The 20,061-nt window shown below is 65.7% G+C and carries 16 protein-coding genes; 7 read left to right on the top strand and 9 right to left on the bottom strand.

Translation table 11 applies throughout. From position 1 onward, the window contains the following. Nucleotides 1-34: 34 nt before the first annotated feature. The 3 genes from ITX31_RS12430 to ITX31_RS12420 are packed head-to-tail and all read right to left on the bottom strand — an operon-like array spanning nucleotide 35 to nucleotide 2,882. Nucleotides 35-2,269, bottom strand: coding sequence for a heavy metal translocating P-type ATPase (locus ITX31_RS12430; protein ID WP_194783753.1), 2,235 nt, complete (start codon nucleotides 2,267-2,269; stop codon nucleotides 35-37). A gap of 10 nt (nucleotides 2,270-2,279) precedes the next feature. Further along, a complete protein-coding gene (locus ITX31_RS12425; RefSeq protein ID WP_194783752.1) occupies nucleotides 2,280-2,492 on the bottom strand; it encodes a heavy-metal-associated domain-containing protein in 213 nt (70 codons plus the stop codon). 54 nt (nucleotides 2,493-2,546) lie between these two features. Beyond that, nucleotides 2,547-2,882 carry a metal-sensitive transcriptional regulator gene (locus ITX31_RS12420; protein ID WP_323745674.1) on the bottom strand — a complete coding sequence of 112 codons (336 nt, stop codon included), beginning with the start codon at nucleotides 2,880-2,882 and terminating at the stop codon, nucleotides 2,547-2,549. A 340-nt stretch (nucleotides 2,883-3,222) separates the two neighbouring features. Here ITX31_RS12420 and ITX31_RS12415 point away from each other — a divergent pair, with 340 nt between their 5' ends. The 4 genes from ITX31_RS12415 (at nucleotide 3,223) to ITX31_RS12400 (ending at nucleotide 7,046) form a co-directional block, all read left to right on the top strand. Continuing rightward, a complete protein-coding gene (locus ITX31_RS12415) occupies nucleotides 3,223-4,518 on the top strand; it encodes a quaternary amine ABC transporter ATP-binding protein (protein WP_228529331.1) in 1,296 nt (431 codons plus the stop codon). Further along, a complete protein-coding gene (locus tag ITX31_RS12410; RefSeq protein WP_194783750.1) occupies nucleotides 4,515-5,372 on the top strand; it encodes an ABC transporter permease in 858 nt (285 codons plus the stop codon). Before ITX31_RS12415 ends, ITX31_RS12410 begins: the two co-directional genes overlap by 4 nt. A gap of 41 nt (nucleotides 5,373-5,413) precedes the next feature. After that, the gene (locus tag ITX31_RS12405) at nucleotides 5,414-6,310 is read left to right on the top strand and encodes a glycine betaine ABC transporter substrate-binding protein (protein WP_194783749.1); all 897 of its coding nucleotides are present in this window, start codon (nucleotides 5,414-5,416) and stop codon (nucleotides 6,308-6,310) included. A gap of 67 nt (nucleotides 6,311-6,377) precedes the next feature. Beyond that, on the top strand, nucleotides 6,378-7,046 hold the full coding sequence (locus ITX31_RS12400) for a metal-dependent transcriptional regulator (protein ID WP_323745673.1): 669 nt from the start codon (nucleotides 6,378-6,380) through the stop codon (nucleotides 7,044-7,046). Here the strand turns inward: ITX31_RS12400 and ITX31_RS12395 are convergent. Genes ITX31_RS12395 through ITX31_RS12380 form a run of 4 tightly spaced genes read right to left on the bottom strand, consistent with a single transcriptional unit; the run spans nucleotide 7,043 to nucleotide 14,066 of the window. After that, nucleotides 7,043-8,047 (bottom strand): GNAT family N-acetyltransferase, encoded by a 1,005-nt coding sequence (locus ITX31_RS12395; protein ID WP_228529330.1) that lies wholly within the window; start codon nucleotides 8,045-8,047, stop codon nucleotides 7,043-7,045. The genes ITX31_RS12400 and ITX31_RS12395 overlap by 4 nt on opposite strands. Before the next feature lie 5 nt (nucleotides 8,048-8,052). Then, on the bottom strand, nucleotides 8,053-11,406 hold the full coding sequence (gene cydD, locus ITX31_RS12390; RefSeq protein ID WP_194783747.1) for a thiol reductant ABC exporter subunit CydD: 3,354 nt from the start codon (nucleotides 11,404-11,406) through the stop codon (nucleotides 8,053-8,055). Next, nucleotides 11,403-12,419, bottom strand: coding sequence for a cytochrome d ubiquinol oxidase subunit II (gene cydB, locus ITX31_RS12385; protein ID WP_194783746.1), 1,017 nt, complete (start codon nucleotides 12,417-12,419; stop codon nucleotides 11,403-11,405). The genes cydD and cydB overlap by 4 nt, the downstream gene beginning before the upstream one ends. A gap of 15 nt (nucleotides 12,420-12,434) precedes the next feature. Continuing rightward, entirely contained in the window at nucleotides 12,435-14,066 is a 1,632-nt protein-coding gene (locus ITX31_RS12380) for a cytochrome ubiquinol oxidase subunit I (protein WP_194783745.1), read from the bottom strand. A 223-nt stretch (nucleotides 14,067-14,289) separates the two neighbouring features. Here ITX31_RS12380 and ITX31_RS12375 point away from each other — a divergent pair, with 223 nt between their 5' ends. Further along, complete coding sequence (locus tag ITX31_RS12375) at nucleotides 14,290-14,661, top strand: BlaI/MecI/CopY family transcriptional regulator (protein WP_194783744.1); 372 nt, start codon at nucleotides 14,290-14,292, stop codon at nucleotides 14,659-14,661. 20 nt (nucleotides 14,662-14,681) lie between these two features. After that, complete coding sequence (locus ITX31_RS12370) at nucleotides 14,682-15,656, top strand: M56 family metallopeptidase (RefSeq protein ID WP_194783743.1); 975 nt, start codon at nucleotides 14,682-14,684, stop codon at nucleotides 15,654-15,656. A gap of 18 nt (nucleotides 15,657-15,674) precedes the next feature. On the opposite strand, the gene ITX31_RS12365 is transcribed toward ITX31_RS12370, so the two are convergent. Continuing rightward, nucleotides 15,675-17,801, bottom strand: coding sequence for a DNA gyrase/topoisomerase IV subunit B (locus ITX31_RS12365; RefSeq protein ID WP_194783742.1), 2,127 nt, complete (start codon nucleotides 17,799-17,801; stop codon nucleotides 15,675-15,677). A gap of 303 nt (nucleotides 17,802-18,104) precedes the next feature. On the opposite strand from ITX31_RS12365, the gene ITX31_RS12360 reads away from it, so the two are divergent. Beyond that, nucleotides 18,105-18,326: a hypothetical protein gene (locus ITX31_RS12360; RefSeq protein ID WP_194783741.1), complete on the top strand. Its 222-nt coding sequence runs from the start codon at nucleotides 18,105-18,107 to the stop codon at nucleotides 18,324-18,326. 227 nt (nucleotides 18,327-18,553) lie between these two features. On the opposite strand, the gene ITX31_RS12355 is transcribed toward ITX31_RS12360, so the two are convergent. After that, nucleotides 18,554-19,810, bottom strand: coding sequence for an RNA polymerase sigma factor (locus ITX31_RS12355; RefSeq protein WP_194783740.1), 1,257 nt, complete (start codon nucleotides 19,808-19,810; stop codon nucleotides 18,554-18,556). Between the last annotated feature and the right edge of the window lie 251 nt (nucleotides 19,811-20,061).

Below are 20,061 nucleotides of genomic sequence, written 5' to 3'. Positions count from 1 at the left end.
CCGGGTCCGGCCCCTGCCGTTTAGCGTTGCGCTGCTATGTGCCGAAGCGCCGCAGCCGCAGCGAGTTGGCGACCACCAGCACCGAGCTCGCGGCCATTGCCGCGCCGGCGATCATCGGGTTTAGCAGGCCAAAGGCGGCAACCGGGATGCCCACCGTGTTGTAGAAGAAGGCCCAGAACAGGTTTACCTTGATGGTCCGCAGGGTTCGCCGGGAGAGTTCGATCGCCGAAGCAACCTGTCCCAGCGAACTGCCCATCACGGTCAGGTCCGCCGCGGCCATGGCCGCGTCCGTTCCCGAGCCCATCGCGATGCCAAGGTCCGCCTGGGCCAGTGCGGCGGCGTCGTTCACGCCATCCCCTGCCATGGCCACGGTGGCACCCTGCTCCTGGAACCTGCGCACCGCCTCCACCTTGCCCTCCGGGCGGACGTCGGCCAGCACGTCGTCGGGCGCGATTCCGACTTCCCGTGCCACGGCCGCCGCCACGACGGCGTTGTCACCCGTCAGCAGGACCGGGCGCAGCCCCAGTTCCCGCAAGCGGGTCACGGCCTGGCGGGAGCCGTCCTTGACGGTGTCCTGCAGGCTGATGATGCCTGCAGGTGTTCCGTCGAGCGCTACGACGACGGCGGTGGCGCCGGTTTCCTGTTCCCGGCGAAGCACGTCCGCTGCAGAGGAATCGAGCGAAATCCCGTTCTCCTCCAGCCAGCCTGGCCTCCCGGCGACGACGCTGTGCCCCTCAACCGTGCCGCGGACTCCGCCGCCTGGCGAAGAACGGAACCCGCTGACGGGTGCCAGTCCGGGCCCGTGTTCCGCGGCTGCGGCGATGGCACGGGCAATCGGATGCTCTCCGGCATTCTCGAGCGAGCCGGCGGCGCGCAGGAGCGCGTCTTCATCCCCGGCTCCAAATCCAAGCAGCAGCACTGTCCGGGCCACCGAGAGCCTGCCGCTGGTCACCGTCCCGGTCTTGTCCAGCAGGATGGTGTCCACCGTGCGGGTGTCCTCGAGTACCTGCGGCCCCTTGATGAGGATGCCCAGCTGGGCGCCCCGTCCGGTGCCGGTCAGCAGCCCTACCGGGGTAGCCAGCCCCAGGGCGCAGGGACAGGCGATGACCAGGACCGCCACGGCAGCGGTGAATGCGCTTTGCAGGTCCCCGGTGAGCAGCAGCCAGAGCAGGAAGGTCACTGCGGCGATGCCCAGGACAACCGGGACGAACACCGCGCTGATCCTGTCCGCGAGCCGGGCGATCGGAGCCTTGCCGGACTGGGCCGCGCTGACGAGCGCGCCCATCTGGGCCAGGGTGGTCTCGCGGCCAACCCGGGTGGCCCGAACCAGCAGCCTTCCAGCCGTGTTGACCGTGGCGCCGGTGACGGGGTCGCCGGGATGGACCTCTACCGGCAGGGACTCACCGGTGATCAGGGCTGCATCAATGGCTGACTCGCCCTCCACCACGGTTCCGTCGGTGGCGACCTTCTCCCCCGGACGCACCACGAACACGTCTCCGGGCACCAGTTCGGAGGCAGGAATGAGCACCTCGCGCCCGTCCCGGAGCACCACTGCGTCCTTCGCTCCGAGGCTCAGCAGGGAGGTCAGGGCATCCGCGGCGCTGGTCTTGGCCCGGGCTTCGAGGTAACGGCCGAGCAGCAGGAACGTCGTAACCACGGCAGCCACCTCAAAGTACAGGTGGGCTTCGCTCATGCCCGGATCAGCCGTCAGCCCTGGATCTGCGATCAGCTGGCCGAGGGAGAACAGGTAGGCGGCACTGACACCAATCGAGACCAGTGTGTCCATTGTCGAGGCCAGGTGGCGCGCGTTGACCGCCGCGGCGCGGTGGAAAGGCCACGCGGACCACAGGACAACCGGCAGCGAGAGTGCTGCCGCGGCCCAGCCCCAGTTCGGGAACGCAAACGCCGGCACCATTGAAATAAGCAGCACCGGAACGGTCAGGATGGCGGCGGCCATCAGGCGGGGGCGCAGCTCTGCCGCGGCGCCCCCGTGTGCCATGTGGTCCTCGTGCCCGCCGTGCCCCGCAGGCGCCGCCACTTTCGCCTGGTATCCGGCCGCTTCCACACTGGCTACAAGCTGGTCATCGGTCACGCCGGCAGGGACCAGAACCGATGCCGAGTTCAGCGGAAGGTTGACGGCGGCCTGGACTCCCTCAATCTTGCCGAGCTTGCGTTCAACGCGGTTGACGCAGGAAGCGCAGGTCATCCCCTGGATATCCAGCGACACCTCGCGCTCTGCGCCGAGGTGCTGCTGTTCACGGGTTGCCATGGTGCTCCTTTCAGCCCACGACGGTGTAGCCGGCTTCTGCAACGGCTTCACCGAGCAGCTCGGACGCGATGGGTTCCCTGGAGGTGACCACTGCGGTCGAAACGCCGTCGGCCACCAGGTCCACCTTGACGTCCTGGACGCCTTCGACGGCCATAAGTTCCTCGGTGATCGAAGCGACGCAGTGCCCGCAGGTCATGCCCGAAATGCTGAGTTTGGTTTCCATAAGTGCTCCTCCTCTGGCAGGGCCGCGCCCCGCCGGTTCTCCGGTTCCGCGCCGCTAGCGCAGGAGCCGGCCGATGGCGTCTGTTGCTTCCTGGACCTTCGTCTCCACGATTGACGGATCCCCTGTCTCCTCCGCTTCCCTGGCCGCGGAAACCACACAGTGGGAAATGTGGTCCTGGACCAGGCCGAGGCTGACGGCGTGGAGAGCCTTGGTGACGGCGGAAACCTGGGTCAGGACGTCAATGCAGTACTTGTCCTCATCGACCATCCGGGCTATGCCCCTCACCTGTCCCTCGATGCGCTTCAGCCGCCTAAGGTAGGCCTCCTTGTCACTGGCGTAACCACGCTCCGGTTCTGCCGCTTCGAGCGCCTCCAACGCGTTGGTTTCCACGGTTTGTCCTCCCGGTAGACTCTGGCAACACTCTGAACGTATACCCCCTATGGGTATGCGTCAAGTACCCCCTGGGGGTACCAAGTCCAGACTATGGACTGCTTGGGGTCACGATGCCGTAACTCCCACGGTTCCCTTTGCCCGTGCGGCATCGAGGCAACTCGCCCGCCGGGAGGCACGCACTATATGGGCCAAAATTCAGCCCGTAGCGAACAGCGGGTTGTTAGGGTTGCCAACGATCCCGGCAGGTCCAAGCGCCGCCGGAAGGATTCATAACACATCAAGCAGATACCAAGCCATGCGGCAGGGCTGCGGCCTGGGCCCATGGGAGGGAAGAACATTGACAACGAGCGGTACCGAAGCGGACGTGGTCCTGAAGGTGGACAACGTCTACAAAGTGTTCGGAAAGCGGCCAAACGAAGCAGTGCGCAGGCTCAAGGAGGGCGCCAGCAGGTCCGAGGTCTCGCCCCTCGGTACAGCCGCAGTGATCGACGCCTCCTTCAGCGTCAGGGCCGGCGAGATCTTCGTGGTCATGGGGCTGTCCGGTTCCGGTAAATCGACGCTGCTGCGCACCCTGAACGGTCTTCAGCCTGCCACTGCCGGTTCCGTGAACGTCCAGGGAACCGATCTGTCGGCCATCTCGGACCGGGAGCTGCGCTCCGTGCGGCAGAAACGGATCTCGATGGTATTCCAGCATTTCGCCCTCTTTCCGCACCGCACCGTGCTTGAGAACGCGGCCTACGGCCTCGAAGTCCAGGGCACGCCGCGCTCCGGCCGGCTGGCTGCCGCATCCCGTGTCCTGGACCTGGTGGGCCTCGGGGACTGGGGATCGAAGTTTCCGGCCGAGCTCTCGGGCGGCATGCAGCAGCGGGTGGGCCTGGCCCGGGCGCTGGCTGCGGGGACGGACATCCTGCTCATGGACGAAGCGTTCTCCGCGCTGGACCCGCTGATTCGCAGGGAAATGCAGGAGCAGCTGATCGCACTGCAGCAGGAGCTTGGAAAGACGATCATCTTCATCACCCACGACCTCAACGAGGCCATGTTCCTCGGTGACCGTATTGCCATGATGAAAGACGGCGCGATCGTCCAGATCGGCACCCCTGATGAGATCCTCAGCGCACCCGCCACAGACTACGTAGCCCAGTTCGTGCAGGATGTTGACCGCACCCGTGTGCTCACCGCGGCAAGCGTGATGGAACCCGCACGCTCCGTTGTGAACCTGGCAGCAGGACCGCGGGGCGCGCTGCGCACCATGCGGGACCTGCAGACCTCAGCCGCCTTCGTAGTCGACCGGAAGCGGACGTTCCTCGGCACGGTTTCAGACCGCGATGCCATGGGACTGGTCGAACGCCGCGAATCGGAGCTGACCCCGGCCATTCGCCTCGGAACTCCGGTGGACGGCGACACCCCCCTTGCCCAGCTCTTTGGCATGGCCGTGGAAAGCCCGGTTCCGCTGCCCGTCATAGACGGGCAGCGCCGGCTGGTAGGAGCCATTCCCAGGGTGACGCTGCTTGCTGCCCTAGGCAACGTCCCTTCCTCCACCACAGGCATACCTGTAGTGGAAAATCCCCCGGCACCACTGCCGGAAAAACTGGTCAGCGCAGCGCTGGACTATGTTGACGGAGGCAAGGCATGAACGGGTTCCGCATTCCGCTTGGAGACACCATCGCCACCGGACTCGAGTGGATTACCTCAACCTTTGGTCCGTTCTTCGACGCTGTCCGCACGCTCTTCCGCGGCGCCTATGACGGAATCGAGTGGATGCTCCTGACGCCGCCGTTCTGGGCCGTGCTTCTAGTCCTGGCGGGTCTGGCCTGGCTGGCCCGGGGCTGGAAACTGGGGCTGGGCTCCGGGGCAAGCTTAGTGCTCATCTACGGCGTGGACCAGTGGGAAAACGCTATGGGAACCCTGTCCCTGGTCCTGGTGGCCAGTATCGTCGCCATCCTGGCCGGCATTCCGCTGGGCATACTTGCAGCCAAATCCCGCAGCGCCTCCGCCGTCATCCGCCCGATTCTGGACTTCATGCAGACCATGCCCGCGATGGTCTACCTCATCCCGGCACTCATCATCTTCCGGGTGGGCGTCGTTCCCGGCATCGTTGCGACCATCATCTTTGCCATGGCCCCGGGCGTCCGGTTCACGGAACTGGGCATCCGCAGCGTGGACCGCGAGGTTGTGGAGGCCGGGGCGGCCTTCGGTTCCACACCGGGCCGGATTCTCCGCCAGATCCAGTTTCCCCTCGCACTGCCAACCATCATGGCCGGCGTCAACCAGGTCATCATGCTCGCTCTCTCCATGGTGGTCATCGCCGGCATGGTGGGGGCCGGCGGACTGGGCGGAGACGTCGTTGCCAGCCTGAACCGGCTGGATCCGGCACTCGGATTCGAGGCTGGAATCGCCGTCGTCGTCCTGGCCGTGTACCTGGACCGTGTCACCGCCAGCCTTGGCAACCGGGCCGGCCGGCGTGTACCAGCCGCCTCAACTACCTAAACCCAACCTGCGCCCCCGGGCGCAGCAGTGAAAGGAACACCATGATGCAGAAATTCAGCAAGGCGGCGGCCGTCGCCGCGGCAGCGGCACTGGCACTTACGGCGTGCGGAGCCGAGGCAGATGCTTCCGGACCGGAGAACGGGGACCGGAAGGACCTCACCATAGCGGTCTTCAACGGATGGGACGAGGGCATCGCCGCCTCCGAACTCTGGAAGGCCGTCCTGAAAGAGAAGGGATACGACGTCGAGCTTGAGTATGCCGACCCGGCTCCTGTCTACGCGGGACTGGCAAGCGGTGACTATGACCTCTCCCTCGACACCTGGCTCCCCATCACCCACGCCAGCTACCTCGAGGAGTATGGCGAGGAGATGGTGGACCTGGGAACCTGGAATGAGGACGCCAAACTCACCATTGCCGTGAACGAGGACGCCCCCGTCGACTCCCTCGAGGAACTTGCCGAGAACGCTGACCTGTTCGGCAACCGCCTGGTGGGCATCGAACCCGGAGCCGGCCTGACCGAGGCGACTAGCAACGAGGTGATTCCGGGTTACGGACTTGAGGGAATGGAATACCTGACCTCTTCTACGCCCGCCATGCTCTCGGAGCTCAAGAGCGCGACGACCAACGGTGAAAACATCGCCGTCACGCTCTGGCGTCCGCACTGGGCATACGATGCCTTCCCCATCAAGGACCTCGCAGATCCCAAGGGCACCCTGGGCGAGGCAGAGGGCATCCATTCCTTCGCCAGCAAGGCGTTCGAGGAAGATTTCCCCGTCCTGGCAGCATGGATCCGGGACTTCACCATGGACTCGGAAACCCTGTTCTCCCTGGAGAACGCAATGTTCAACACCGAGGGCGGCAACAACGACTACTCGGATGCCGTCGAGGCCTGGATCGAAGAGAACCGCGACTACGTGGATTCCCTGACCCAGGAATAGTCCCGGCTCCGGCGGCGTCCTTTTCCCGGCTCCGGGCGAAGGACGCCGCTGGCGTAAGGTGGAACGCGTGGGAAAAAAAGCACTGACCAGCGCCGCGGAGGACTACCTCAAAGTCATCTGGACGGCACAGGAATGGACGGACGCGCCGGTGACCGTCTCTGCGCTCTCCGCGCACCTGGGTTTCTCTGCGTCGTCAGTTTCGGAGGCCGTGAAGAAGCTGGCTTCCCAGGGGTTCCTGACCCATGCACGCTACGGGTCAGTGGCTTTGACTCCCGCCGGCGAGCAGGCTGCCGTGAAGATGGTACGCAGGCACCGGCTCATCGAAACCTTCCTTGTGGAGTATCTCGGGTACGGCTGGGACGAGGTCCACGATGAGGCGGAGAACATGGAACACGCCGTCTCGGACAAGATGGTCGAGGCCCTGGCGGTGCGGCTGGGCAACCCGGCCCGTGATCCGCACGGAGACCCCATTCCGGCTCCGGACGGCAGCCTTCCCGCACTGGATGCTTCTCGGCTGAGCCACAGTGAACCGGGGCGGCTGCTGCGCATAGCAAGGGTTTCCGATACCAGTCCTGAGCTGCTCCGCTACCTCGGGGGCATGGGACTTGGCCTGGACACGGAAATCATTGTCCTGGAGCGGCAGGCCTACGCCGGCACCCTCACCTTGGAACGGGCCGGCGGACGCGTTGAGCTCGGAATTCCCGCTGCGGAAGCTATTTGGGTTGTGCAGGCCTAAGCGGGTTCCCTCTCCAGCGGCAGGTCGTACACGACCTGCCGGCTGACCGGGCTGTAGCCCAGGTTTTCATAGATCCGGAGGGCACCTGACGGATTCTCGGTATCCACACCCAGGCCCGCGTTCTGCATCCCCGAGTTCCGGAAACGCCGCATTGCCTCGGCCAGCATCGCCGGAGCTATTCCCTTGCCGCGCCACGGCCGCAGCACTCCCAGCAGCTCGGTGTATCCCTCTGAGTAGCCGAAAATGGCCGGAGACTCAGGGTCATAGCTGGCCAGCTGGTAAGCGGCTATGTCCCCGGAGGCTTTGTCTGCCGCCACGAAGCTCCAGTCGGGGCGGAACTGCGGGTGACCCACCGTGAACTTCCAGCTCTCGGCGTCCCGGGGTTCGCTCCCCCAGTGATCCCGGAAGGCTTCGTTGTGAGCCTGCCGCAGCTGCTCGGAGAACTCCTCGGAGAAGGTCCGGAACTCCAGTCCGTCGGGAAGCTGCGCGTCGGGCAGGTCCCCGTCCAGCGGACGCGTCATCTCGGTGAAGTACCGCACCACCCGGGCGCCCGTTGATTCGAGCAGGGCCAGGTGCGAGGGATTGTTGGACTCGGCATAGCTGCGCAGCACCGGGTTCGCCCCATCCCGCTCCCGGACCCGCTCACGCGCCCGGGCAGCCTGCCAGCGGTGGACGGCCGTACCGATCCCCCGTCTCCGCCATGCCGGGTCCACCCCGCCAAATCCGGTGGCCCGGACCGAGCCGGGATTCAGGCTGACCAGCCCGAAAGCCCGGGGCACGCCGTCCGCGTCTACGCCCAGGAGAGAGTCCCGGTGCGGGTCATCACCCTGCCGCTGCAGCGCGTGCTCCAAATCGGCGCGGTCTTCGGCCCACCCCGGCTTGTCCACCTCCACCATCCGGCGGATCAGGGCATGCCAGTCATCGAGGTCGGCAGCCGTAATGGCACGCCACGCCAGCCGGGTCTGCGGTCCGGGCAACTGCACAGTGTTAGTTGAGGCCATGGCACCTAGCGTAGGGCAAGGCTGCTTTGGGCCGCACCCAGCGAGAGCCTGCGGCCGCACCAGGAGGCGTCAGCCGGATTGTGGGTCACAACCACTACTGTCTTGCCTTCCAGCCCGGCAGCGAGGTCTGCCATGAGCCGGTGTCCGGCTGCGGCGTCCAGGTGCGCCGTAGGCTCATCAAGGAGGACGATCCCAGCTTCCGTCAGCAGGGCGCGCGCCACCGCAAGGCGCTGGCGCTGGCCACCGGAAAGCCGGTGCCCGCCGTTGCCAATCCGGGTGTCGATGCCGTCCTCGAGATCTGCGACGAGTCCGCCCAGACCTACTGCCTCCAGGGCAGCCAGCATTTCGGCCTCGCCCGGGGCGTGCGAACGGTCACGGGCGATCAGCAGGTTGCCGCGCAGGGTTGAGTCAAACAGATGTGCCTCCTGCGGGCACCAGGCCATCCCGCGGGCTTCCCGGCTGAACTCCGACGCCGGGCGCCCAGCAATGCGGAACGTACCGGCCTGCGGCTGCAGGAATCCGAGCAGGATGCCCAGCAGGGTGGACTTGCCGCTGCCGGAGGGCCCGGTGACGGCGAGCCAGTCGCCCGGCTGCAGGCTGAGGTCGACGCCGCTGAGCACGTCCCGGGATCCACCCGGGTAGCGGTAGCGGATTCCGGCCAGTTCGATGCTGCCCGGACGGGGAGCCGCGGAAACGGCAGTATCGAAATCCTTCTCCGCGCCGGGATCCACAGAATCCGAACCAAGGTCCGGAAGCACCTTGTCGCCGAGGACACGCCAGGCAGTGAACTGCTGGACCGACCCGTTGACTGCTGCGAAGCACTCCAGCAGGGCCAGCTGCATGAGTACTATCACCGCTGCGACCGTCGCCGGGACCCCCTGGGCCATGCCCAGGATCCAGAGCGCTGAGCCGGCGCAGGCCAGCGCCGTCAGGGCGTTCGCCAGTCCCTGCGCCCAGGCGCTGCGCCGGGCGGCGCCGGCTGCGGCAGCATCCAGCAGCCGCTGGCGCTTAACCACGGGCGTCGCGGAGGTATTGGCTTCCAGGTCCCTGGCTGCCCCAAGCAGCTTTGCCATGGAGGCCATGGCCCTCGACTGCAGCGTTACCGTGCGGGCACGGGCCGCGGCGTCGGCCCAGAGCGCAACGGCCGGGGCGCCGAGGAGCCCAATGAGGCACAGGCCGATCTGCACCCAGATGGCTTCCGGAATCAGGACCCAGGTGGCAACGCAGGCTGCTACCGCAGTGACGAAGGCCGTCAGCGGGGCGAAGACCACACGGGGGGCGATGTCCCGCAGCTCGTCGACGTCCCCCACCAGCCGTTCCAGCGCACCCCCGCCGCGGGCCAGCCGGCGCCATCCTCCGGGGCGGTTGAGCAGGCCGTTCCAGAGCCGGATGCGGATCGAGTTCGTGGCGCGGAAGACGGCGTCGTGCAGGTGCAGCCGTTCACGGTAGCGCAGGACGGCGCGGCCGATGCCGAAGAACCGGACGCCGACGATGGCGGTGAGCAGGTACAGGATCGGAGGCTGCTCGGAGGCGCGGACAATCAGCCACCCGGAAAGGGCACTGAGTGCGACGGCGAAGATGGTTGCGCCCGTTCCGTAGGCAAGTGCCTTCAGGAACTGGGGGCTCCAGGGCCGCAGCACCAGGAGGTTCTTCCACAGGGGCTGGTGCGCGTAGCCGGTCTGCGCCGTCGAGCCGCTGAACTCAGGCAGCGCGTCCGGGACATCCGGTGCGGCCGCGGGCCGGATGTCAGGCACCGGTACGGCACCGGACACCCCGTCACCGAGTTGGACCTCGGTCCGGGCGATGGCAGCCGTCCGGCGGTCATGGGCGACCAGCAGGACGGTGCACTCGGGGCTGAGGCCGGCCAGCGCGGCACGGACCGCGCCGGCACTGGCGTCGTCGAGGTGCGCCGTGGGTTCATCAGCGAGCAGGACGCGGACCGAAGGAACGCTGCGGACCCGGGCGATGGCCCGGGCTACGGCTACCCGGCGCTGCTCACCGGGGCTCAGGTCCGCGGTGTGGGCATCGAGCAGGTGCAGTGAACGGATCTCGGCCAGCGCGTCCTTGGCTGCAGTCCGCTGCCCATCCGGATCGGCCAGGCCGGAGTAGAGGCCGATCTCCGCCGCCACGGTGTCCTCCACGAGCACCGGATGCTGCGGAATCCAGGCGACCCGGTTGCGGTCCACCCCGGAAGCGCTCCCGCTGATCCGCATGCCCGCTCCGTCCCGGCGCAGTCCGGCGAGCACTTCCAGGACGGTGGTCTTGCCGCTGCCGCTTGGCCCGGTGAGTGAGGTTATCGACCCTGCCGGGACGGTGAAGGAAAGGTCCCGGACCACCGGTTCGGGGCGTCCTTCATACTGAACGGTCAGTCCGCGCACGCTGACGCCGCCGTCGTTGTCTTCCGGTTCCCGGGCGAGCGGCCGGGCGGAAGGCGCGTCAAGCACGGTGTTGGCCCGCTTCAGCGCCTCCAGCCCGTCCTCGCTGGAGTGGTGGGCCGTGCCGAGGTCCCGCAGCGGCTGATAGCACTCGGGAGCCAGGATCAGCGCCAGGAGGCCCATCTCCAGGGACATGTCCCCATGTACAAGGCGCACGCCGATGAAAACGGCAACCACTGCCACGGAGATCGTGGCGATCAGTTCAAGCGCCAGGGAGGACATAAAGGCTACGCGAAGGGTTTCGAGGGTTTTCACGCGGTAGCGGTCGGCGACGTCGCGCAGTGCCCGCGTCTGGGCACGGGCCCGGCCCAGGCCCACCAGCACGGGCAGTCCCTTGGCGAGTTCAAGCATGTTGTCAGAGAGCCGGTTCAGGGCCTCGATGGCCTTGGCTGTCTTGTCTCCGGTGTGCAGGCCGATGAGGATCATGAACACCGGTACCAGCGGCACGGTCAGCACAACCACGACGGCACTGACCCAGTCGGCGGTGAGGATCCGGAGACCCACAAGCAGCGGCAGGACCGCACAGGTCACCAGCGCGGGAAGATACTTGGCATAGTAGTTGTCCAGGCCGTCCAGACCGCGGGTCAGCAGGACACTGAGTGCTCCGGGCCCCATGCCGGGCACGCTGCCGCCGTCGGCCAGCACCCGATGCGTGAGCTGGCCGCGCAGCTCATCCTTAACTCCCGCGGCGGCCCGCTGGGCCACGGTTTCCTGGGTCCACATGGCAAGGGACCGCAGCACCGCCCCGCTGATGCCCGTCGCAGCGACATATCCCCAGTTCGGGCTGCCGGCGGCGAGGCCGGCAATTCCGGCGGCAACGCCGGTTGCCAGCAGCACCAGGGCCAGGGCCTTTGCCGCGGCGACGAGTCCCAGCAGATACAGCGCCCGGCGGCTGGTGGCGCTGACCGGCAGGACCGGCTTCACTGAACCTTTACCTTGTGCACGCCGGGAATGGACTCCGCCGTGACGCGCTTGCGGAAGACCCAGTAGGTCCACCCCTGATAGACAAGCACGACGGGCAGGCCGAACACTGATACCCAGGTCATGACTTTCAGCGTGTAGGGGCTGGACGAAGCGTTGTCGATGGTCAGGTTCCAGGCTGCGTCAAGCGAGGACGGAAGGACCACGGGGTACATAGCCGCGAAGATCGATACCGCACCGAAGAGGAGGAACGCGCCCAAAGCTGCGAAGGAGAGCGCCTCCTTGCCCCTGTAGGCCATGAGCCAGGCAACCACCAGGGCAGCCACGGCAACGGCCAGCGGGATCAGGGACATCAGCTCGCCGCTGGTGAACTGCACTCCGATGGCCCAGGCAGCCAGCGGCAGCACGCCCACGGGCAGCCAGCGCACGACGGCGCGGCGGGCCCGGGCACGGATCTCGCCACCGGTTTTCAGCATCAGGAAGGCGCATGCGTGAACCAGTGCGAAGCCGACGACGGCAAGGCCGCCGAGGACTGCCCAGGGAGTGAGCCAGGCGAAGGCTCCGCCCACCCGGTCTCCGTTCTCGTTCAGCGGCAGGCCGGTGGAGGTCAGCGCGAGGGCCGCACCCACGCCGAAGGCACTGACAAAGGAGCCCAGGGCCATGGCCCAGTCCCAGCGGTTGCGCCAGCGGTCCGAGTCCCGCTTGCCGCGGTATTCGATGGAAACTGCGCGGAAGATCAGGCCGAGCAGCACCAGGGTCAGCGGCAGATAAAGGGCGGAGAACAACGCCGCGTACCAGAACGGGAAGGCCGCGAAGGTCATCGCGCCGGCGGTGATGAGCCAGACTTCGTTGCCGTCCCACACGGGACCGATGGTGTTGAGCAGGACGCGCCGCTCTCGCTCATCGCGGGCGAAAAGCTTCATGAGCATGCCCACGCCCAGGTCGAACCCTTCCAGGAAGAGGTAGCCAACCCACAGGAAGGCAATAACCATGAACCAGAATGTTGTGAGTTCCATGTTCGTCCGTTCCTGCTAGTAGGCGAAATCGAGGACGTCGTCGGACTTGCGCCCGCCGGACCGGCCGTCGCTGCCGGTGCCGTCCGGCCCGTCCGGCCCGTCGGGGCCGTCGGGGCCGTCGCCGCCGTGTCCGTTGGCGGGCAGCAGTTCGGGCATCGCCGATGGGACGCCGCCGCGGACATACTTCGCCAGCAGGCCGACTTCCACCACCAGCAGGGCCAGGTAGATGACCGTGAAGGAAATGACGGAGAACAGCAGTTCGGCCCTGCTTACCCCCGGGGACACCGCCGCGGCGGTGAACATGAACACGTTGTCGATGCCGGTGAAGCTCGGGTTCGGCACCACGACAAAGGGCTGGCGGCCCATTTCGGTGAAGATCCAGCCGGCGCTGTTGGCCCCGAAGGGGGCCAGGATACCGAAGACGGCCAGGCGCATGAGCCCCTTGGACTGCGGGACGGTCCCCTTGCGGGTGACCCAGAGGGCCACCGCGGCCGCCACTGCCGCAATGCCTCCGAAGCCGATCATGATGCGGAAGCCCCAATAGGTCACGGCCATAACCGGCAGGTAGTCGATTTCCTGGCCGGCCTGTTCGCCGTACATCGGGTCATCCGGCAGGTGGGTGCCGTAGTTCTCCTGGTATTCCGGGATCAGGGTGTTCACGCCGTCGACCGGAGTATTGAAGTCGCCGTTCGCCAGGAAGGACAGGACCCCGGGAACCTCGATCAGCGTCTTGACGTCGTCGCAGTTGCGGGCTCCCACGTCGCCAACGGAAAGGATCGAGAAAGAGGTGCCGTTGTGGCAGGCTGCTTCCGCGGCAGCCATCTTCATGGGCTGCTGCTCGAACATCAGCTTCCCCTGCAGGTCACCGGTGACAGCGGTGCCGGCGAACGCGACAACTGCCACGGCCGCACCGATGCGCAGTGCCTTGATCCAGACCGCGTGGTCTGTCTTGTCCCGGCCGATCGCGGCGTTTTCGCCCACGATCACGCGGCCGTCCGCGTCCACCGTGTCGATGCCGTCGCGGCGCCGCTTCCACAGGTGGTACCAGGAAATACCCAGCAGGAAGCCGCCGGCCACGGCGAAGGCACCGGCAATGGTATGCGGATACGCAACCAGCAGGGTGTTGTTTGTGAGCACAGCCCAGATGTCCGTCATGACGGCCCGGCCATCCACAAGCTCAACGCCAACGGGATGCTGCATCCACGAGTTGGCCGCGAGGATGAAGTAGGCAGAGAGTGCCGAGGCTCCGGTCGCCAGCCAGATGGTGGCCAGGTGAAGTTTCTTGGGAAGGCGGTTCCAGCCGAAGATCCACAGGCCCAGGAACACTGACTCGGTGAAGAACGCGAGCAGCGATTCAAGCGCCAGCGGCGCGCCGAAAACATCGCCCACGAACCTGCTGTACTCGCTCCAGGCCATGCCGAACTGGAATTCCTGGACCAGGCCGGTGGCCACGCCCATGATGAAGTTGATCAGGAACAGCTTGCCCCAGAACTTGGTCAGGCGAAGGTACTCTTCCTTGCCCGTGCGGACCCACGCGGTCTGCAGGGCGGCCACAACCAGCCCCAGTCCGATGGTCAGGGGGACCATCAGGAAGTGATACACGGTTGTTATGCCGAATTGCCAGCGGGCAATGTCCAATGCTTCCACGTGCAGGTCCTTAGCTATGTCAATGTTCTACAGGCCGTAGAAAACCTTCTTCTACGCATCGTAGAACACCTTGGCGACATGTTTCTACGTGATGTAGAGAACTTCCCTGAATCTCGGTATTGTTAAGCATCCCGACGCAGCCGGCTCCGGCGCAAGCGGCCGGGACAAACCGGCCCGGGGCGACCTCCCGGACAGGAACCGAAAACAAAGGAAGATGCGGACTATGGCGACTCTCGGAGAGCTTGAGCGGGCGATGATGGACCTCCTCTGGGAGGCACCCCAGGCTTTAACCGCCAACGAACTCCGCGAACGGCTGGCCCAGAACGATGCCGGCCGCCCGGACGCCAAAGGACTGGCCGTGACCACGGTCCTGACCGTGCTTTCCCGGCTCGAAAAGAAGGCCCTCGTGGCGCGTGAACGCGATATCCGCCCGCACCGCTACCGCGCGGTGACCACCCGCGCCGAACACACCGCCGAGCTGATGCACGAGGTTCTCGGCTCGGCCAACGACCGTGAAGCGGTGCTGGCCCGCTTCGTCGGTTCCGTCTCGGCAACCGAAGCGCAAACCCTGCGCAGGCTGCTCGACGGCGCCTAGGCCCCCGGTCTGCGCCCCGCATGTTCTGGGCCTCCTACTTTCTCGCTGCACTTGCGGTAATCCTCGCCTGGCCGGTGCCGGTTTTGCTCTCACGCGCCAGGTGGACGGCACGGTCACCGTTCACCGCCATGGTGCTGTGGCAGTCGATCGCCCTGGCCGGCGGGCTGTCCATGATCGGCGCCATGCTGACCTGGGGACTGGAGCCGATCGCGGACAACCTTGGCCAGGGCCTCACGGGCCTTTGGAACATCCTGCTGCAGCGGCAGTCCGTCGAAGCACTGGGCCTGGTCCACGTGTTTGCGATCAGCGCGGCCGTTCTGCTGACTGTGCATCTTGTCTTCACGCTGCTGCTCACCTACTACCGCATAGTCTCCGGTAGGCGCCGCCACCGGGACATGCTGAATCTCCTTAGTTCCCCCTCGCTGAACACACCGGCAACGCTCGTCATCCCCCATCCCTCACCTGTTGCATACTGCCTTCCGGGCGGGGCGCACTCGGTCACCGTCCTTTCGGACGGACTGATGGATATCCTCTCCGAGGAAGAGCTCTCCGGTGTGCTGACGCATGAGAAGGCACACCTCAGCCAGCACCACCACCTGCTGCTGTGGGCGTTTGCCGCCTGGCGGGCGGCCCTACCGTGGCTGCCCACCTCACAGCTCGCGCAGCGGTCCGTGAACGAACTGATTGAGATGCTGGCTGACGACGAGGCACTGAAGAAGGTGGACCGCCCAACCCTGGTCCGTGCGGTGGCAATCGTCGGTTCTGCCTCCGGCGCCGTCGGTGACCCGTCCTCCGGCCTACCAGGTTCCTCGGTTCCCGTCGTTGCCGGCGGCGGCAGGGAGGACGAAACCGGAATGGCAGCCCGGCTCAGCCGTTTGCTCACACCGCAGCCGCCGCTGTCCCGCTGGGCCAGCATCCTCATCCAGGCCGCTGCCGTACTGCTGCTGGCCGTCCCCACGGTGCTGCTGTTCGCCCCCGGCCTGATTCACGGATAGCCGGCCGGGAACGGCCCGCTAGGCGTCGATGCGGTCCCGGTCCAGCATTGCGGCACCGGCGATGATGAACTCTTTGCGCGGAGCAACATCGCTGCCCATCAGCAGTTCAAACGTTGCCTCATCCAGGTGGCGTTCAGCTTCCTCCGCTTCGCTGAGCCGGATTCGGCGCAGCGTGCGGTGGCGGGGGTCCATAGTGGTTTCGGCCAGCTGGTCCGCGTCCATCTCACCCAGGCCCTTGTAGCGCTGGATGGGCTCCTTGTAGCGCTTGCCTTCCTTCTCCAGCCGCTCCAGCAGCTGGTGGAGTTCCTTCTCGCTGTACGTATAAACCATCTCGTTGGCCTTGGAGCCGTGGTTGATGACTTCCACGCGGTGCAGCGGCGGCACGGCGGCATATACCCGGCCAGCTTCAACCAGCGGGCGCATGTACCGGAAGAACAGGGTCAGCAGCAGCGTACGGATGTGCGCGCCGTCGACGTCGGCATCGGTCATGAAGATCACCTTGCCATAGCGCGCCGCATCCAGCTGGAAGCTTCGGCCGGAACCGGCACCCACCACCTGGATCAGGGCTGCGCACTCGGCGTTGGAAAGCATGTCGGAGACGGATGCCTTCTGCACATTGAGGATCTTGCCCCGGATGGGCAGCAGCGCCTGGAAATCCGAGGACCGTGCCAGTTTGGCAGTGCCCAGGGCCGAGTCCCCCTCCACGATGAAGAGTTCGGACCGTTCGTTGTCATCAATCCGGCAGTCGGCCAGCTTTACGGGCATGGACGAGGTTTCCAGTGCGTTCTTCCGGCGCTGGGTTTCCTTGTGCACCCGGGCAGAGATACGTGACTTCATCTCCGACACCACTTTTTCCAGGAGCAGCGCCGTCTGGGCCTTGTCGCCGCGGGCCGTTGAGTTGAGCCTGGCAGAGATCTCCTTTTCGACGACCTTGGACACGATCGACCGCACCGCGGACGTGCCGAGGATCTCCTTGGTCTGGCCTTCGAACTGCGGTTCGGCCAGCCTGACGGTCAGCACGGCGGTAAGGCCGGCAAAAACGTCGTCCTTCTCGATCTTGTCGTTGCCGGCCTTCAGCTTGCGGGCATTGCTCTCAATGACCTTGCGGAAGGTCTTTAGCAGCGCCTGCTCGAAACCGGCCTGATGGGTGCCGCCCTTGGGTGTGGAGATGATGTTGACGAAGCTGCGGATGCTGGTCTCGTAGCCAATCCCCCACCGAAGGGCGATGTCCACCTCGCACTCGCGTTCAACCTCGGTGACTTTGCTGTGCCCTCGCTCGTCCAGGACCGGGACGGACTCCTTGAACTTCCCGGCTCCGTGCAGGCGCCAAATGTCAGTAACCGGCGCATCTGCTGCGAGGAATTCAACGAATTCGGAGATGCCGCCGTCGTGCTGGAAGACCTCCTCTACCGGTCCGTCTTCGCCGGGAGTCCCGGGCAGGCGGCGCTCGTCGCGCAGCGTGATCCGCAGGCCAGGCACCAGGAAGGAGGTCTGGCGTGCCCGGGCCTCAAGTTCCGCATAGGAGAACTTGGCGTCCGGGGTGAAGATCTGCCGGTCTGCCCAGTACCGGATGCGGGTGCCGGTGACACCGCGCTTCGCTTTGCCAACCACCTCTAGCTTGCTGCTGTCCAGGAACGGGGTGAACTTTGCATCAGGGGTGGGCTTGGAGCCGCTGTCCGCGAATACGCCGGGCTCGCCGCGGCGGAAGGTCATCTGGTAGGTCTTCCCAGCACGGTCCACCTGCACGTCCAGACGGGATGAGAGCGCATTGACTACGGAGGCGCCCACACCGTGCAGTCCGCCGGAAGCTGCGTACGAGCCGCCGCCGAATTTGCCGCCGGCATGGAGTTTGGTGAAGACCACCTCAACGCCGGAAAGCCCGGTCTTGGGCTCGATGTCCACCGGAATGCCGCGGCCGTCGTCATGGATTTCCACGGAGTTATCCGCGTGCAGGATGATCCGGATGCTCTGTCCGTACCCCGCCAGGGCTTCATCGACGGAGTTGTCGATGATCTCCCAGAGACAGTGCATCAGCCCGCGGGAGTCGGTGGACCCGATATACATGCCAGGGCGCTTCCGGACAGCCTCGAGGCCTTCCAGAACGGAAAGGTGCCGGGCGTTGTACTCAGTATCCAGGGGGACCACGGTGCTGAACTCCTAGGGCCGGAAAGGGCCTTCTTATGCGACGGATGCCTTGCGGCTGGGCAGGCGGCGGAAACCGGCCTTCCCTTAAGGTTAATGCCCGCGGGTGACAGAGGCCGCCAGCGACTCAGCAGCACCGGCCCGTCCAAAACCTTCCGGCCGGCAAAAAGGAAGAGGTGCCCCTGCCCGGTAACGGATGTGAGCTGCTGCCCATTGGTACGCGCAGAGCGAAAGGCGGGCCCCAATTGAAAGGCGGGGCGGTCAAAGGTGGTTATATGAAGTATCAACACCCCTAAGGAGGCACTCATGACAGCAGCAGTTGCTACACGTCAACTCAATGCGCTGGACCGCTGTGACCGCTGCGGCGCTCAGGCTTACGTGCGCGCGGTACTGGAATCCTCCGGTGGTGAACTGCTTTTCTGCGCTCATCATGCACGGGCGGTGGAGGCCAACCTTCGCCCCCTGACGTCTGAGTGGCTTGACGAGAGTGATCGTCTGCACCAGAAGGCCGCTTCTCCGGAAGACTAATTCCGAAGACCAGCAGTCCAAGACTTGGCGAAGGCCCCTCCGATGTGGAGGGGCCTTCGTTCTGTCCGCGCACGGGTCTGGCGGCACACCGGTTCCGGAATCCAGGCAGTATCCGGGAAAGGGGCGTTTGCCAAGTGGACCAAAAGGCAGTGCCCCCGCTTGCGACGCGGGGGCACTGCCTTTTTTGGGTAGTACGCCGGCTCCAGGTACGCCGGGGCTGCGGAGTCCTAGTCGAGGTAGTCCCGCAGGACCTGCGAACGCGAGGGGTGGCGCAGCTTGGACATGGTCTTGGACTCGATCTGCCGGATCCGCTCACGGGTCACGCCGTAGACCTTGCCAATCTCGTCCAGGGTCTTCGGCTGGCCGTCAGTGAGGCCGAAGCGCATGGCAACAACGCCCGCTTCACGTTCGGACAGGGTGTCCAGGACGGAGTGGAGCTGTTCCTGGAGAAGGGTGAAGCTCACCGCGTCAGCGGGAACAACGGCCTCGGAGTCCTCAATGAGGTCACCGAACTCGGAGTCTCCGTCCTCGCCGAGGGGGGTATGCAGGGAGATGGGTTCACGGCCGTACTTCTGGACCTCAACGACCTTTTCGGGGGTCATGTCCAGTTCCAGTGCCAGCTCTTCCGGGGCGGGCTCGCGGCCCAGGTCCTGGAGCATCTGGCGCTGGACGCGGGCCAGCTTGTTGATGACTTCCACCATGTGCACAGGGATACGGATGGTGCGGGCCTGGTCGGCCATGGCACGCGTGATGGCCTGGCGGATCCACCAGGTGGCGTAGGTGGAGAACTTGAAGCCCTTGGTGTAGTCGAACTTCTCCACAGCGCGGATCAGGCCCAGGTTGCCTTCCTGGATCAGGTCCAGGAACAGCATGCCGCGGCCGGTGTAGCGCTTGGCCAGCGACACGACGAGCCGCAGGTTGGCCTCCAGCAGGTGGTTCTTGGCGCGCTTGCCGTCGTGGATGATCTGCTGCAGGTCCCGCTTGAGCTTGGGATCCATGTCCGGATCCGCGGCGATCTTCTCTTCGGCGTAGAGGCCCGCTTCAATGCGCAGGGCCAGGTCAACTTCCTGCTCAGCGTTCAGCAGGGCAACCTTGCCGATCTGCTTCAGGTAATCCTTGACGGGATCCGCGGTAGCGCCAGCGGAGACGACCTGCTGGGCAGGAGCGTCGTCGTCGTCGGCGTCGGAGTAAACAAAGCCGGAACCGGTCGGCGCCGCTTCCGGAGCGTCCGCCTCGACGACCTCAACGTCCACCTCGGTGGGCTCCGCTTCGGTCTCATCGGTGTTGCTTTCAGCGTCCTCAGCGGGCGCGGTTGCCTTCTTGGCGGTGGTCTTTGCCGCGGAGGCCTTGGCCGGTGCCTTCCGGGTGGAAGGCTTGCGGGCGGATTTGGCCGCCGTTTTGGTGGCTGCGGCGGGCGCGGCCTCAGCAACCTCGGCAGTCACAGTGTCAGTCTCTTTGACAGCAGTTGTCTTTCTCGCGGACACAGAAAACCTTTCAATACGGCGGGCTGCGGCGCCGCCATGGGGGCAACACCACTATGACCCTGTCAAGTCCGTGCCATAACCAGTGTTTTGTACGCGACGCAGTTCCTGATGGAAACACATCGCGTCCTGTTCCTATTCCCCGCGTGAGCGGAAAGCATGGAACGACACTAGGTACACGAACCCAACCGGGTCTCGGTTCCCATTGTCGCATGCTTTGGCACAGTGCCACCACCGGACACGGATACCTGTTG

The organism is Arthrobacter gandavensis (assembly GCF_015355785.1).
In the GTDB taxonomy this organism is placed as follows: Bacteria; Actinomycetota; Actinomycetes; order Actinomycetales; family Micrococcaceae; genus Arthrobacter_B; species Arthrobacter_B gandavensis_A.
Note: the sequence above shows the minus strand (reverse complement) of the source record. Positions and strands in the feature narration are given on the sequence as shown.